Here is a 14946-nt window from a genome sequence, read left to right as displayed (position 1 = left end):
GAATGGCCCGACACAAAGACCCGATCATCCCCGACGCGATCCTCGACCAGCTCCTGGCGGGGGCGGATGCCAAGACGGCGTTTGACCAGAACGGCTTGCTCGACCAGTTGAAGAAGGCGCTGACGGAACGGGCGCTGAAGGCGGAGCTGGATCATCATCTGACTGGTGACGAAAGCGGGAACCGTCGCAATGGCTACGGCCGCAAGACGGTGCTGACCGAGGGCGGGTCGATGGACCTGTCCATTCCACGCGACCGGACGGGAACATTCGATCCGGCGCTGATCGCCAAGTACCAGCGGCGGTTCCCCGGCTTCGACGAGAAGATCATCTCGATGTACGCGCGGGGCATGTCGACGCGGGAGATCACGGGGCATCTGCGGGAGCTCTACGGCATCGAGGTCTCAGCCGACCTGATCTCCACGGTGACGGACGCGGTGATCGAGGAGGTAACGACCTGGCAGAACCGTCCTTTGGAAGCGATCTACCCGCTGGTGTTCCTGGATGCCATCCGGGTCAAGATCCGGGACGAAGGCTTGGTGCGCAACAAAGCCATCCATGTGGCCATCGGCGTGCGGGCCGATGGCGCCAAGGAGGTGTTGGGCCTGTGGATCGAACAGAACGAAGGCGCCAAGTTCTGGCTGCGCGTGTTGAACGAACTGAAGAACCGAGGCGTCGAGGACATCCTGCTGGCCGTGGTCGATGGGCTGAAGGGCTTTCCCGAGGCGATCGCCGCCGCCTATCCCGAGACGATCGTCCAGACCTGCATCGTTCACCTGTTGCGCCACAGCATGGAGTTTGCGTCTTGGAAGGACCGCAAAGCCATCGCCGCAGCGCTGAAGACGGTCTACGACGCCGTCGATGACAAGGCCGCCGAGGTGGTGGCTCTGACCGCCTTCGAAGACAGTCCCTGGGGCGAAAAGTATGCGGCCATCGGCAAGGCGTGGCGGCGGGCGTGGCCGGAGGTCATTCCGTTCTTCGCCTTCCCCCGCGAGGTCCGGCGTATTCTCTACACCACCAATGCCATCGAAGCCTTGAACTCGAAGCTGCGCCGGGCGGTGCGGGCCAGGGGGCATTTCCCCAATGACGAGGCCGCCCTGAAGCTCCTCTTTCTCGTCTTGAACCGCGCCGAGAAAGACTGGAAGATGCCGCCGCGGGAATGGACCGCCGCCAAGGCGCAGATGGCCGTCATCTTCGGCGAGCGGTTCGCTAAGAGTCGGACTCGAAATCGTCATAGCTGTATCTATGTCCTGACCACCCGTCTTGAGAGCAGTTTGACGCTTGCGATGAAGATCCAGGCGACGGCACTCTCGACGGTGGCCTCGAAGTCCTTGGCGAGGCGCCGATTGCGGTTAAGCCAGGCGATGGTGCGCTCGACGACCCAGCGCCGGGGCAGCAGTTCAAAGCCTTTGGCGGCGTCGGACCGCTTGACGATCTCCAGGGTCCATGTCCCGATCTGGGCCAAAGCGGTTTCCAGTTTGGGTCCAGCGTAGCCGCCATCCGCAAAGACGTGGCGAAGCCAAGGGTAGGGTGTGCGAACGGAGGCGAGGAGCGCCGGAGCGCCATCACGGTCCTGGATGTCGGCGGCGTGAACGATGGCAGCGACCAGCAACCCATTGGTATCGGTCAACACATGCCGCTTGCGCCCTTTGATGCACTTGCCCGCATCGTAGCTCCGAGGTCCACCAGCTTCCGTTGTCTTGACCGACTGGCTGTCGATCACACCCGCTGTCGGGCTGGCTTCCCGCCCCATACTTTCCCGAACGATTGTTACCAGGGCGTGATTGATCGTCTCCCAGGTCCCGTCGTCGCGCCAGCGGTAGAAATAGCGCTGCACCGTCGTCATCGGCGGGAAATCCTTCGGCAGTTGCCGCCACTGGCACCCGGAGGTCGCCAGAAAGAGGATGCCGTTCACGATCTCCCGCATGTCGACCGTTCGAGGCCGGCCCAGGCGTCGAGCCGTTGGGAGGAGAGGTTCGAGCACAGCCCACTCCGCGTCCGTCATGTCGCTTGAATACCGCAATCCTTTCCGTCGATACTGCGCTCGGGTGATTTCGGTCCACATCGTCTTGTCATTCATCATGCCCTCTGTGCCAATGAGAGTGAGACACCGTGCCCCCTGAAGTTTAAGCTTGAGGGGGTAGGAAACTGATTTCGTGGTTATGCCCAACAAGATGCCCCTGTCCGCCCCTGTATCGGAGGCGGTTCCCGACGCCGGTGAGACGCCGCGGGTTGTTGCCGCGCCTGTGGCAGTTCCCCCGGAGTTTTCGTCGCGTCCGAAGCGCCGGACCTTCACGGCGGCGGAGAAGCTGCGGATCCTCGCCGAGACGGATCGGGCGGCGGACACCGGTGGGATCGCCGCGATCCTGCGGCGGGAAGGTCTGTATTCGTCGGCCCTGACCGACTGGCGCCGGCAACGCGATGCCGGTGCCTTCGAGGCGCTGAAGCCGCTCAAGCGCGGGCCGAAGGCGGCTCCCGCCAACCCGCTGGAGGCGGAGCTGGCCAAGGCCCGCCAGGACATCGCCCGTCTCCAGCGCCGCCTGGAACGGGCCGAGGCGGTCATCGACGTCCAAAAAAAATTCTCGGACCTGCTGGGGATTGCCTTGCCTCCCGCCGACAGCGACGAGACGCCGCGATGAGCGCGATCGCCACCTTGGCCCCCGACCGCGGTCTTGTGAGTGCGGCCTGCGCCGCTGTCGGCGTCGCCCGCGCCAGCGTCCATCGGCACCGGGTTCGGCTGGCCGGCCGGGAGCCGGCGCCTCGCCCCCGGCCACGCCCGCCGCGGGCGCTCGCGGTCCAGGAGCGCCAGACGGTGCTCGCCCTTCTGCGCGAGCCGCGCTTCGTCGCGATCTTGCCCCGGCGGAAGTCTACGCCACCCTGCTCGATGAAGGCGTCTATCATTGCTCCATCCGCACCATGTACCGCCTGCTGGCCGAGCATGACGAGGTCCGCGAACGCCGCGATCAGCTCCGCCATCCTGCGTATTTCGGCGAATTCGCCCAGGCGTTTCGGTTGAAAGCGCCCACCGTTTCGGCGAAGCCGCCCACCCGAATTGAAAGCTGGTGGGTGCCGGGGCCGAACCCTGGATTTACGTTATGAAGGTTGTGGGTTTAGTTGCCAAGCACCGGCCTTAGGTGTCGGGGGTTTCGCAGGCGGCGTCGGCCTTGGTGCGGCGCATGGGGTCGCCATGCAGGTCGATGCGGTAGGCCCGGTGCACGAGGCGGTCGAGGATGGCGTCGGCGTAGGTGGCATCGCCGATGAGCCGATGCCAGTTGGCCACGGGAACTTGGGTGGCCAGCATGGTTGCGGCCCGGTCGTGGCGGTCGTCGATCACCTCCATCAGGTCCAGGCGCTGAGCCGCGGTCAGCTCGGTCATCGCCCAGTCATCCAGGATCAGCAGGTCGAGCCGGGCGATCCGTCGCAGCAGCCGGGCGAGCGAACCGTCCAGGCGGGCGGTGGCCATATCGTCCAGCAGGCGGGTCAGCCGGGTGTAGAGTACGCTGTGGCCTTCCCGCGCCGCCTGGTTGCCGAGTGCACAGGCCAGCCAGGTCTTGCCGATCCCGGTCGGGCCGGTGATCAGAACCGGCCGGTTCTCCGTCACCCAACGCCCGGTGGCCAGCTCGCGCACAACACCGCGGTCGAGCCCACGCGGGGTGCGCAGGTCGAGATCCTCCAGGCAGGCAGTCTGGCGCAGCCGGGCGCGCTTCAGCCGGCTGGCGAGTGCGGTGGTAAGCGTCGTCTGGCGACTGCGGCGGAATTGGGTTGACGGCTCCGCTTCCGTTCACCCGTGGTCGGGAATCGTGAGGTTCCAGGGCAGGAGATCGGCGATTCGGTTGATCGGGTGATCCGCGATGCGGTCGAGCACATGTCGCAGGTAGGCCTGGGGATCGAGGCCGTTGAGTTTGGCGGATTCCACGATGGTATAAATCGCCGCGGCACGCTCCCCGCCGGCGTCGGAACCGGCGAACATCCAGTTGCGTCTTCCGATGGCCAGCGGCCTGATCGCTCGTTCGGCGGCGTTGTTGGAGTTCTCCAGCCGGCCGTCGTCCACGTAGCGCGTCAGTGCCGTCCAGCGCGAGCGGGCGTAGCGGATCGCCTTGGCCAGGTCGCCCTTGCCGGGGATGCGCACCAAGGCGGCGTCGAGGAAGGTGGCCAGTTCATCGAGAACGGGCCGGGCTTCCGCTTGGCGAATCCGGCGGCGGTCCTCGGCGGGCTGGCCGGTCAGGGGGCGTTCGATGTCAAACAGCCTGCCGATCCGTTTCAGCGCGTCGGCGGCCAGGGGCGAGCCGGTTTCGGTGTGCTCGTCGAAGAATTTCCGGCGCACGTGAGCCATACAGGCCACTTCGGCGACAGCGGCCGGTTTGCCGCCCTTGGCTTCGTACAGAGCATCGAACCCGCCATAGCCGTCGGCATGCAGGTGCCCACGGAAGCCAGCCAGCTCCCGTTGCGGATGTTCGCCTTTGCGGTCGGGGGTATAGCGGTACAGCACCGCCGGCGGCCCTTGTCCGGCGTGCGGGCGTTCATCGCGCAGATAGACCCACAGTCGCCCCGTCTTGGTCGTGCCACGCCCGGGATCGAGCACCGGCACCGGCGTGTCGTCCGCGTGTAGAACCGAACCGGCCAGCACGTGCCGGCCAATGGCCTCGGCCAGCGGCGCCATCAGCGCCGCCGCCTTGCCGACCCAGTCGGCCAGCAGCGAGCGTTCCAATTCCACGCCTTCGCGGGCGTAGATGGCCGATTGCCGATAGAGCGGCAGGTGATCGCAATATTTGGCGATCAGCACATGCGCCAGCAGCCCGGCCGAGGGCAGGCCGCGCTCGATGGGCAGCGACGGCATCGGCGCCTGCACCATGCCCTCGCAGCACCGGCACGACAGCGCCGGGCGGACGTGGCGGATCACGGTGAAACGCGCCGGGATGTAGTCCAGAACCTCGCGGACATCCTCGCCCACCGGACGCAGGGCGCCGCCGCAGGAGGGGCAGGCCTCAAACGGGGCGTGCACGATCTCGGTGCGCGGCAGATGCTCCGGCAGCTTGCGCCGGCCGGCTTGGGCACGGCTCTCCGCCGAGGGCGCCCGCGGCTCGGCGGGATCGGCCGGCATCCCTTCGGCCGCCGCGGCAGCCTCCAGATCCTCCAGCGCCAGTTCGAGCTGGTCGATCTCGCGGTCGATCTTCTCGGAGGAACGCCCGAATTGCATGCGCCGCAGCCGAGCCAACTGGATCTTGAGCTTCTCCACCTCCAGCGCTTTGGCCACCAGGCCGGCCTTGGCGGCGGCCAATTCGGCCTCGCTGGCCTCACGACACCGACGCTCGGCCGCCAACTCCGCGGCCTGCGCCGCGATGATCGCGCGCAGCGTCTCAATGTCGGTGGGCAGCGGCTCGGCGGTAGCGGGCATGGCCGGAGTCTACCCGATCGGCGGCTCCCGGAGGAGGAGCGATCACCACCCCGGCGCCGATCATCGGCGGGCGTGGCGGCCGGGACTCACCCCGCCATCTCCGGGCGCCATGTGCGCTGCGGGGCGCGCCAATCCATGCCCTCGATGAGCATCGCCAACTGGGCCGGAGTGAGCACCGCCACGCCCTCGCGGCTGATCGGCCACACGAAGCGCCCCTTCTCCAGGCGCTTGGTGAACAGGCAGAAGCCCTGGCCATCCCAGTAAAGAACCTTCACCAGATGACCTTGCCGACCCCGGAAAACAAACAAATGGCCGGCGAACGGGTCCTGCTGAAGGACCTGCTGGGCGAGCATGGCCAACCCGTCCATGCCCTTGCGCATGTCGGTGGCGCCCATCGCCAGATAGACCCGCACCCCGGCGGGAACCGAGATCATGGCGAATCCAACGCGCCGACCAGTCGGCGCAGCGTGGCCGGGGCGATATCCTCGGCGACGCGCAGCACGCGGCCGTTGGCGAGAACCACCTCGACCAGGGCGGCACGGCGCTCGGCTGAGGGTGCCGGCTCCGGCGCCGACGGCGTCTTGGTGGGAGAGAGCAGGCCGGCGGACGGCGGCCCCTCCAACACATGAACCGGCACGAAGGAGGGCGCCGCGGCAGACAGTTCTCCGCTCTTGAACTGTCGGCGCCAGCGGTAGATCAGGCTGGTGCACACGCCGTGGCGGCGGGCCACCGCGACGACGGCGCCGCGCCCGCCGTGGGCCTCGCCGACCAAGCGGATCTTCTCCTCGGCCGAGTAGGTGCGCCGCCCGCCGGCGCCGGTGATGACCTCGATACGTTGGACTGCCACAGTGCAAACCACGCTGCTTGCCACGATGCCAAGCCAGCCACACCCACCGGTGCCGCCGACGTCCAGCTTTCAGCACGCGGCACACTCCTCCCGCAAGGCAGCACTCAGACGACGCTTACGAAATAAACTTTCAGGACAGACTCTTAGCTTGATTCCGCCTCCCTAAACCCGTTCCGTCGGTCTTCGTCACCAATACAAGCCACCCCGGATCCCGAACAGAGCTTAATGTAAACAGTCCGGACCAAGGGCTGGCATAGTTGCTGGCACCCATGGCACCATCCCGTACTGCGCACTGGTTCAGTTCGCGGGGCAAAGCTACGGGTGAAGGTCTTCGGTGCTCGCGCCAACTTGCTGCGCTGTGCCGTGCAGCTGCTCCAGGGTCGTCGGATCCAGTGGCACGCCTTCAGCTAGGCGATGACGGCGCATTCTGCTTTCCGGCTCGCCTGGTATCAGCACCTGCCCGCCGGGCTCCGCCGGCCGGGTGGAGTGTACATAGCCGACGAGGTCCTCGACCTCGCGCACCAGCGTGCCGGGACTGCCGAGATGATCAGGATCGATCAAGATTGCCAGCATGTTGTTGGTGATAGTCCCCGGCCGAGGGGTGCCCGGCTGCATCGTTCCGGCACCCGTAAGCGCGCCAGCCAGCAATTCGCACAGAAAGGACAGCCCATATCCCTTGTGTCCGCCGAACGGCAGCAAAGTACCGGAAGGCTGCGCGAACATCACCGCCGGGTCGTTGGTCGGATAGCCGGCGGAGTCGAGAATCAATCCATCTGCCAATGCTTCGCCACGGTTCAGGGCCACCCGGCATTTGTTCCAGGCGATGGCGCTCGTCGCGAAATCGAGCAGGATGGGATCGGCACCGGTGCGTGGCATGGCGATGCAGATGGGGTTGGTGCCGAACCGTGATTCACCGCCGCCGAACGGCGCCACCAGGGGCGCCGTGCCGGTGATGTTGACGAAGCTGATCCAGACCAGCCCAACCGCCGCTGCCTGTTCGCCGTAGGCACCGATCCGGCCCATGTGATGCGCGTTGCGGACCGCCAGCAGGGCCAGTCCGTCCGTGACCGCGCGCCGGGCAGCCAATTCCGTTGCGTGGAAGACGACCGTCTGGCCATACCCCTGTTCGCCATCGACCACCAGGATCGCGCCGGTGTCCCGCACCACCCTGCCGGCTCGGTTGGGGTGGAGGAAACCAGCCTTCACGTTGGAGAGATAGAGCGGGAGGAGGCCAACGCCATGGCTGTCGTGCCCACAAAGGTTCGCATCGACCAGACTACCGGCGACGTGATCGGCCTCCGCCGCCGAACTGCCCATGGCTGCGAGCACGCCAGCGGAAAAGCGGCGCAGGGCGGCGGAGGGAATGTGGACTGCACTCACGCCGTCACCAGGGTCGTTGGAGCTACGTTCTTGCGAGCGCAAACGTTGCGGGTATCGACGATGAGGTCGATACCGCGGGCCAGAATGCCGTAATCCACATCGTCGTGATCAGTCGCGATCAGTGCGAGATCATATTGTCGCAGCTCAGCCGGGCTCAAGGCGACGGAGCTGCGCGGCCGGAGCCCAGGGTGTTCGTGAGACCATCTGATCGCCGGCACATGTGGATCATGGTAATCGACTTGCGCGCCCCTCTGCTCCAGCAGCTCGATCAGGCGCAATGCCGGGCTTTCGCGCAGATCGTCGATGTTCTTCTTGTAGGCAACCCCGATGACAAGCACGCGGCTGCCGTTCAGCCCGCGCCGCTTGACGCGGTCCAGGGCGGACGCCGCACGCTCCACAACCCGGCGTGGCATGGCGGTGTTTATCTCACCGGCCAGTTCGATGAACCGGGTGGAAATCCCATATTCCCGGGCCTTCCATGTCAGGTAGAAAGGATCGATCGGAATGCAATGGCCGCCCAATCCCGGTCCCGGATAGAAAGGCATGTAGCCAAAGGGCTTGCTCTTGGCCGCTTCGATCACTTCCCAGACGTCCACGCCCATTTCCTCGTAAACGACCTTCAACTCGTTCACGAGCGCGATGTTTACCGCACGAAAGATATTCTCCGTCAGCTTCACCGCCTCCGCTGTGCGCAGCGAGGACACGGACACGGTTCGTACTACGATCTTCCCGTAGAAGAGATTCGCCAGCCGCAGAGCGTCGGGCGAACCGCCACCGACCACCTTCGGGATCGAGGCCGTGTGGAAGTCGGGATTTCCGGGATCCTCCCGCTCCGGGGAAAAGGCCAGGAAGAAGTCGCGATCATGGACCAGACCGCCCTTCTCCAGGATCGGGCGCACCACCTCGTCGCAGGTTCCCGGATAGGTCGTGGATTCAAGAATGACGAGCTGGCCCCGCCGCAGACTGCGAGCGATGTCACGCGTAGCCTGCTCCACGCAGGTCAGGTCGGGTTCGCGGTGGCGGTTCAGCGGGGTCGGAACACAGACCACCACAATGTCCGCTTCGTCCAGGCGGGTGAAGTCGCCCGTCGGCTCAAAAAGGCCGCGGTCGATAAGATCGGTGATCCCTTCGGCTGGGATATGTTCGATGCAGCGGCGACCGGCGACCAGCGTCTCAATCCTATGAGGATCGGTGTCGAAACCGATCACGCGCATGCCGGCTGCGGCGATTGCCTGCGCCAGCGGCAGGCCGACGTAGCCCAGGCCGATGATGGCGGCGGTGGCCTCGCCGCGCTCTATCTGCAGGGCAAGCTCGTCCACGAGCGGGAGGCCATCGGCCCTGGAGGCCAAGATGTCGAGAAGGCTCATCGGATGTCTCCGGAATGCTTGGAATTTCCCCCATCACAGCGAGCGAGAACGGGGAACTGGCGTCGGCGGGACAATGCGTCGGCGGGTGAGGAGCGGAACAGGATGCGTCCCTGCACGAAGATCGTGACGGAGCGGTCCTTGTTCACGACGCCCGCGCAATGGACGCCGTTCGCCAGCGACGCGAAGCAGGCGGTGGCGAAGCGGCTGCCGGAACCGAAGAGGGAGATTAGTTCGGCCTCGGGCGAAATCGGAGGAGCAAGATAGCAGGACACATGCTCGATCTCGAAGTCGGTCGACAGCAGATGGAAGCCGTCGTGGTACGGGCTTGCCTCGTGGCCCAGCCGCAAGAGCACGTCGGGTAGGTCGCCCTTGAGATCTGGTTTGCTCAAGACCAAAGGCAGAAAGGGCAGCCCGGTCGCGGGTTCGCACAGGAGCGCTCCCGTTCCAGTGAACGTTTGGCCGGCATCGCGCGCCACCTGACACAGCGCGTCGCAAAGCCGGGCCTGAAAAGGGTCGGCAAAAAGCGGGGCGGCGGTGGTGGTCATCACGTCAGTCCACCGCCATGGACCAGCCGAACGGGTCGGGCCGCGTGCCACGCTGGATGCCGTCGAGCGCGTCGTAAAGCCGGCGGGCGAGGCTTTCTCCGCCGCCGTCGGGCAGCACGTGGGTGCGATCGCGGAAGGTGATCGAACCGACGGGCGCAACCACGGTCGCGGTGCCCGTCACAAAAACTTCGCGAACGCCGCCGTCGTCGATCCCCCGCAGCAGTTCATGGATCGGAATTTCACGTTCCACGACCGGCCGCCCCCAGTCGCCGATAAGCTGCATCACTGACTCCCGCGTCACGCCGGGCAGGATACGGCCGTTCAGCGGCGGGGTCAGCACCGTATCCCCGGTTACAACAAAGACGTTGGTGATGCCGGCCTCCTCAATCAGTCCGTGCCGGGCGCCGTCTAGCCAGAGCAGGTTGTCGTAGCCACGGGCACGCGCCGCCTCCAGCGCGACGATGGTCTGGCCGTAATTGCCGGAGGTCTTAGCCCCGCCGGCCCCGCCGTCCGCGGAACGGGCGAACTCCTGCGTCGCCAGAAGGCGGAAGGCTGGATTGCCGGGGCTGTAGTAGGGGGCGACCGGGGTGAGAATGATGTAGAACAGATAGCGCGACGCGCGTCGCACCCCGAGCGCAGCCTCGTTGGCCACCATGACGGGGCGGAGATGCAGCGAAGCTCCGGGAGCGTCCGGAACCCAATCGGCCTCGACGCGCAGCAGGGTGCGGACAGCATCGAGGAACATCGCCTCCGGCAGTTCCGGCATCGCCATGCGTGCGGCCGAGGTGTTCAGGCGCTCGGCGTTGCGGTCGGGCCGGAACACCGCGACGCCGCCGTCGGGTTGCCGGAACGCCTTGATGCCTTCGAACAGCGCCTGGCCGTAATGAAGGACGAGCGCCGCCGGATCGAGCGTGAAACTCCCATAGGGGACCACGCGGTGATCAACCCACCCTTCCCCTTCGCGATAGTCGCATACGAACATGTGGTCGGTTACGAATGTGCCGAAGCCCAGTTCCTGACCCCATGGCTTCGGCTTGCGGACGGGGGCGGTTTCGATATGGATGGTCAAAGGAACGGCTCCTGACGGCGGGATGTCGGCGGGCGGAAACGATGGGGACTGAAAGCTTCGGCGGCATGGGCAGCCGCATGGGCCGACGCTGTGCCGGTCGGCACGGATACCGGCAGTCGTCATCAATGGCCGCCGGTATCAGACGGGCGGCGGCGGTTCGCGGTTTTCGATCCAGCGTAGGCAGTCGTGCGCCCAGTGCAAGCCCTGCTCCAGCGCCAAGCCCAGCGCGTGCGGCCCGCGCTGGTAGAGATGCAGTTCGTGCCCCACCCCGTGACGCTCTAGCACATCGGCGAACAACAGGCTGTGCCGGCTGGACACTTCGGTGTCTTCCGTGGTGTGCCAGATGAAGGCGCGCGGACAGCCGTGCCGCACGGCGAGGATCGGTGAGAACGCCTCCTGCATCGCCCGGTCTTCCGCCAGGCCGCCCAGGAAATTGCGGCGCGTCTCCTTGTGGGCTATCGGGTCGGTCAGGCTGAGCACGGCATAGCAAAGCACGGAAAAGGCCGGGCGGAGGTCGAGCGGCGCCACCCTCCCCACCCCTTCGGCATCCAGGATCACGCGGCCGGCTCCGGTCATCATCACCCCGGCCAGATGACCGCCGGCCGAGGTGCCGACAAGACCGATGCGCGACCGGTCGATGCCCAGGTCCCCCGCCAGCGCATGGACACGCTCCAGCGCAGCGAAACCGTCGGCGCAGATGGCTCTCCGGTCATAACCGTGTGCGCCCAGGCGGAACTTCACAACGAACACCGCCACCCCCCTCTCGGCGAACCACTCGCCGTACCGGCGTCCGGACCGCTCCGACAGGAAGGTGTAGGCGCCGCCGGGAAAGGACAGGATTGCGGTGCCGGTGCGCCGCTCCGGCGACGGCAGATAGGCTTCCAGAACCGGATGGTCATGCTCGGCGTCACCCAGCGCAAAGGGCGGGCGGCCGTTCCACAGGTCAAGGCGTCGGATTTCCATGGCGTCACCGCCCACCGTCTTGCATACCGACGACCTGCCCGCGGGCATGGTCGATGACGAACTCGCGCCCGGCCCAAACCACGGCTGGGTCGATGGGAGTCCGCTTTTCGATCAGGGCGTTGCGGCTGTGCTCCACGTCTTCCAGAAGCCAAGCGTAATCCGCGCGGACAACCCCCTGCGTGTCCAGGAAATCCGCCAGCGTGCGGGCGTAGAACCGCATGATTTCAGGGTAGAAGCCGCTGATCAACTCTTCAGCCAAGCTTTCCGCCTCGTCCCGCTTGTCCTCGAAGCTGCGGCCGGCGAGCGCCGCCATTGCCGTGTCGCCCAGGGTGCTGGCGAGCGCTTGGTCCGTGCCCCGGGTACCGAGCAGCTGCGCGAACACCCGCTCCCGCACCACGGTTTGGACAGACCGGTCGCCGGCGGCGTAGAGGCAGATGGCGTTCTGCAAGAGCCAGCGCAGCGGGAACAGCACCCGCTCCGGAAACACGACGTCACGGAAGAAATCCTCGGAATAGCCGCGGATTTCGCTCTCAACCTGATCCTGGATGCGGGTCATGTGAAGGTAGAGGCCGCTTGCTCGCTCCAGCCCGCGGCTGCGCGTGTCGCCATAGAACACGCCCTGGCGGTTGGCGAAGTTACGGATCATCTTGGCCAGCCGGTCGATCTCGGTCTCCGTGTAGGCGGTTGCCGGACCGAGGACGGTGCGGCAGCCGACCGCCTGCTGGACCCGCCCCGACTGGTAGTCGGTACCGGTCACGATCTTCAGCGCCGGGCTGGACAGCTGGTGCTGCCCGCCGATAGCGAAGCTCCAGCAGCGGAACACCTTCAGCGCGTCGCTGGTATCGGGCGCCACCACCGCCTCGGGGATCCCCATACGCTGGAACATCCACAACAGGAACAGGTCATGCCCGATGACGGAGTGCCAGCGCCATTTCTCATCGGCCCGCACCCCCCCATTCTCCAGGAACAGCAAGGCGGAGTCGAAGCCCGAGACCGGCGCGCGGTCGAGAACGATTGTCCTGTCGTCCATGACGTAAGCCCAGGCACCGGCCGGATCCTCGATCACGCCATAGCGGCGGCCGCAGCCGTCCAGCCGGTCGAGCGGCACCGAAAGATCGATGCCGTCGCCGCTCAGTCGCATGGCGTCCTCCGCCGTGCGGCGCCGTCCCGCGCGCGGCAATCGTTCGAAGGCAGAGACGTCCGACAGGCGGAACGTCACGGGGACAACAGTGCCGGCGGTCGCCCCGGCCCGTAGGACCTTCAGGTCATGTGGGCGATGATCAGCGAAGAAACGCAGGGCGGCCGTGAATTTGTAGGTGAGAAAAGGCATCACGCCGTCCACGTCCTGGTGCTTGTCCAGGATCTCGCTGAAGCCATGGACAAGTTGGTGGTGGTAGACGGTGTCGCCATCTGATACGGCGATGCGGGCCGATTGCAGCCGCCCCCATTGCCCGTCGAACAGGCACATCGCGTGGATCGTTGCTATGGAGCGGTCCACGCCGTAGCGTGCGGCGCTGCCACCGCCGGGAGTCGTCTGGTTGATGCAGACGACACGCGCAGCCGACGGGACCGACGCGGCGGTCGCGCGGACAATGTCGCCCGAACCGTCGGTGGAGTTGTTATCGACGGCAACGATGACGACGCGGTTCAGGTCGACGCCGGTCTGGGTCAACAGCGACGTCAGCGTCGCTTCGATATGCGGCGCCTCGTCCATAAATTTGATGATCAGGAAGGTGTCGCGGCCTTCGCGGGCGAAGGTCTCCGCGTCGTCGAGCGGGGTGCACTGCTCCGGACCATAATAGTCTGCGCGGCCGTCGAGATGGCGTTCGACAATGCGGCGCTGAAGCTGCGCAAGCCGCTGCCAGCCGTCCGCATCCGTTTCTCCCCTGGGGGCGGCTAAAAGCTCCTTGCGCAGGTGGAGCACCGACTAGGCGTCCTCGATCTGCTCGAGCGGGATCTTGTTGACGTTCGACGTCCGCATCAGGTCGAGCAGCGGGCTGGCCAGACAGTCTTGCGCCGGGCGCGTCCTGTTTTCAATCATGGGGAGGAAATCCCAGAGATGCGTGTCATCGTGGGGGGTGGCGGTGGTCATGGCTGACGCTTCTTGAATGAGGGTGGAACAAGGGGGAGTGGGTGCGCTCAACCGTTCTTTTCGACGAAATGGACCATCGCCATGCCGACGAGGATGCCCCAGAACGCAGCACCGAGACCGAGGAAGGGAATGCCTGCCGCGGTGGTGACGAACACCATGAGCGGCGCCAGACTGCCTGGTTTGGCCGACCGGAAGGCGGTTTCCAGCGAACCGCCGATGGCGCCCAGCAGGGCCGTGCCGGCGAGCACGGCCACGGCCTCCTTCGGCAGTGCTGCGAACAGCCGGACGAAAGTGGTCGCGAAGATTCCGAACAGCAGGTAGAACACGCCGGCGCTGATCGCTGCGATATAACGCCGGGCCGGGTCGGCGTGGGTGTCGGGGCTGCCGACGATGGCTGCGATCATTGAGGACGGGTTGACATTGTGGCAACCGAACGGCGCCACCAAGATCGACGCAAGCCCGCACAGGCGCACGACACTGTCGGGCGGCGGTTCGTACCCCGACGCCTTCAGCACAGCGAATCCCGGCAGATACTGGCCTGTAAGGGCCAGGACGGTCAGCGGTATCGCGATGCTGACCATCGAACCGAACGAGAAGGCAGGCGTCGTCCACTCCGGCACCGCCGCAATCAGCGCCAAGCCGCCGGTGTCGACACGCCCGAGCGAGACGCACAGCGCGGTGCCACACAGCAGGGTAACGGCGACGGCCCAGCGCGATGAAAAGCGGCGGGTGATCAGGAACGCAGCCATCATGGCGCCGGCCAGGAGCGGCTCGCTCCTCAGGGCGCCGAAGATGGCGAAGCCGAACGAGATCAGGATGCCGGCGTTTAGTGCCGCCGCCAGCGCCATCGGGATGCGTTGAAGAACCCGGTTGAACAGCCCGAAGGCGCCGATGAGCGTGATGAGCAGGTTCGACACCATGAAGGCGCCGACCGCCTCTGCGAACGGGACGCCAGCGAGGCCGGTCACGAGAAAGGCGACGCCAGGCGTCGACCATGCAGTGATGACCGGCATGCGGAAGCGCAGGCTGGCGACGATCGAGGTGATCCCCGATGCAATGGAATAGGCCCACAGCCAAGACGCAATCTGGGATTCCGTGAGATGGGCGCTCTGCGCCACTTGAAAGACCAGGACGGTCGGGCCTGCGTAACCAATGATCACCGCAATCAGCCCTGACAGAATGGCCGACCAGGATGCGTCGCGCAAAGGCCCGAGCGGGCGGATTGGGGAAGCTGGAACGGCCAGTTCTTTGCCGAGCATGTCTTTGCACCTTGTAAGCGGGAAAATACCAC

General features: G+C 65.9%; 12 protein-coding genes and 3 pseudogenes. 2 read left to right on the top strand and 13 right to left on the bottom strand.

Annotated features, from left to right (window positions below; all coding sequences use genetic code 11):
* Positions 1 to 2: 2 nt before the first annotated feature.
* Positions 3 to 1214, top strand: a pseudogene (locus AZL_RS18670) (IS256 family transposase); the annotation flags it as partial.
* Positions 1215 to 1240: 26 nt separating this feature from the next.
* On the opposite strand, the gene AZL_RS34485 reads toward AZL_RS18670, so the two are convergent.
* Complete coding sequence (locus AZL_RS34485; RefSeq protein WP_012976045.1) at positions 1241 to 2062, bottom strand: IS5 family transposase; 822 nt, start codon at positions 2060 to 2062, stop codon at positions 1241 to 1243.
* A gap of 91 nt (positions 2063 to 2153) precedes the next feature.
* Here AZL_RS34485 and AZL_RS34480 point away from each other — a divergent pair.
* Positions 2154 to 3060: pseudogene (locus AZL_RS34480) on the top strand (IS3 family transposase); the annotation flags it as partial.
* 67 nt (positions 3061 to 3127) lie between these two features.
* Here AZL_RS34480 and istB read toward each other — a convergent pair.
* The 12 genes and pseudogenes from istB to AZL_RS18610 all read right to left on the bottom strand — a co-directional run.
* Positions 3128 to 3727 (bottom strand): annotated as a pseudogene (gene istB / locus AZL_RS18660) (IS21-like element ISAzs2 family helper ATPase IstB); the annotation flags it as partial.
* 51 nt (positions 3728 to 3778) lie between these two features.
* A complete protein-coding gene (locus AZL_RS18655) occupies positions 3779 to 5392 on the bottom strand; it encodes an IS66-like element ISAzs18 family transposase (RefSeq protein WP_012975330.1) in 1614 nt (537 codons plus the stop codon).
* A gap of 86 nt (positions 5393 to 5478) precedes the next feature.
* Positions 5479 to 5826 (bottom strand): IS66 family insertion sequence element accessory protein TnpB, encoded by a 348-nt coding sequence (tnpB, locus tag AZL_RS18650; protein WP_012976042.1) that lies wholly within the window; start codon positions 5824 to 5826, stop codon positions 5479 to 5481.
* Entirely contained in the window at positions 5823 to 6239 is a 417-nt protein-coding gene (locus tag AZL_RS18645) for an IS66-like element accessory protein TnpA (protein WP_042443257.1), read from the bottom strand. The genes tnpB and AZL_RS18645 overlap by 4 nt, the downstream gene beginning before the upstream one ends.
* Positions 6240 to 6554: 315 nt before the next feature.
* The gene (locus tag AZL_RS18640) at positions 6555 to 7619 is read right to left on the bottom strand and encodes a malate/lactate/ureidoglycolate dehydrogenase (protein WP_012976041.1); all 1065 of its coding nucleotides are present in this window, start codon (positions 7617 to 7619) and stop codon (positions 6555 to 6557) included.
* Positions 7616 to 8986 carry a nucleotide sugar dehydrogenase gene (locus AZL_RS18635; RefSeq protein ID WP_012976040.1) on the bottom strand — a complete coding sequence of 457 codons (1371 nt, stop codon included), beginning with the start codon at positions 8984 to 8986 and terminating at the stop codon, positions 7616 to 7618. The genes AZL_RS18640 and AZL_RS18635 overlap by 4 nt, the downstream gene beginning before the upstream one ends.
* Positions 8983 to 9531 carry a diadenylate cyclase gene (locus AZL_RS18630; protein ID WP_012976039.1) on the bottom strand — a complete coding sequence of 183 codons (549 nt, stop codon included), beginning with the start codon at positions 9529 to 9531 and terminating at the stop codon, positions 8983 to 8985. The genes AZL_RS18635 and AZL_RS18630 overlap by 4 nt, the downstream gene beginning before the upstream one ends.
* Before the next feature lie 4 nt (positions 9532 to 9535).
* Positions 9536 to 10600 carry a branched-chain amino acid aminotransferase gene (locus tag AZL_RS18625; protein ID WP_012976038.1) on the bottom strand — a complete coding sequence of 355 codons (1065 nt, stop codon included), beginning with the start codon at positions 10598 to 10600 and terminating at the stop codon, positions 9536 to 9538.
* Positions 10601 to 10738: 138 nt separating this feature from the next.
* Positions 10739 to 11563 (bottom strand): alpha/beta hydrolase, encoded by an 825-nt coding sequence (locus AZL_RS18620; RefSeq protein ID WP_012976037.1) that lies wholly within the window; start codon positions 11561 to 11563, stop codon positions 10739 to 10741.
* Positions 11564 to 11567: 4 nt separating this feature from the next.
* The gene (locus tag AZL_RS18615) at positions 11568 to 13487 is read right to left on the bottom strand and encodes a glycosyltransferase family A protein (RefSeq protein ID WP_012976036.1); all 1920 of its coding nucleotides are present in this window, start codon (positions 13485 to 13487) and stop codon (positions 11568 to 11570) included.
* 3 nt (positions 13488 to 13490) lie between these two features.
* Positions 13491 to 13655 (bottom strand): hypothetical protein, encoded by a 165-nt coding sequence (locus AZL_RS37060; RefSeq protein WP_247894350.1) that lies wholly within the window; start codon positions 13653 to 13655, stop codon positions 13491 to 13493.
* A gap of 47 nt (positions 13656 to 13702) precedes the next feature.
* A complete protein-coding gene (locus AZL_RS18610; RefSeq protein ID WP_012976035.1) occupies positions 13703 to 14914 on the bottom strand; it encodes a benzoate/H(+) symporter BenE family transporter in 1212 nt (403 codons plus the stop codon).
* Positions 14915 to 14946 lie beyond the last annotated feature (32 nt).

The sequence above is a fragment of the Azospirillum sp. B510 genome (assembly GCF_000010725.1).
Lineage (GTDB): Bacteria > Pseudomonadota > Alphaproteobacteria > Azospirillales > Azospirillaceae > Azospirillum > Azospirillum lipoferum_B.
Note: the sequence above shows the minus strand (reverse complement) of the source record. Positions and strands in the feature narration are given on the sequence as shown.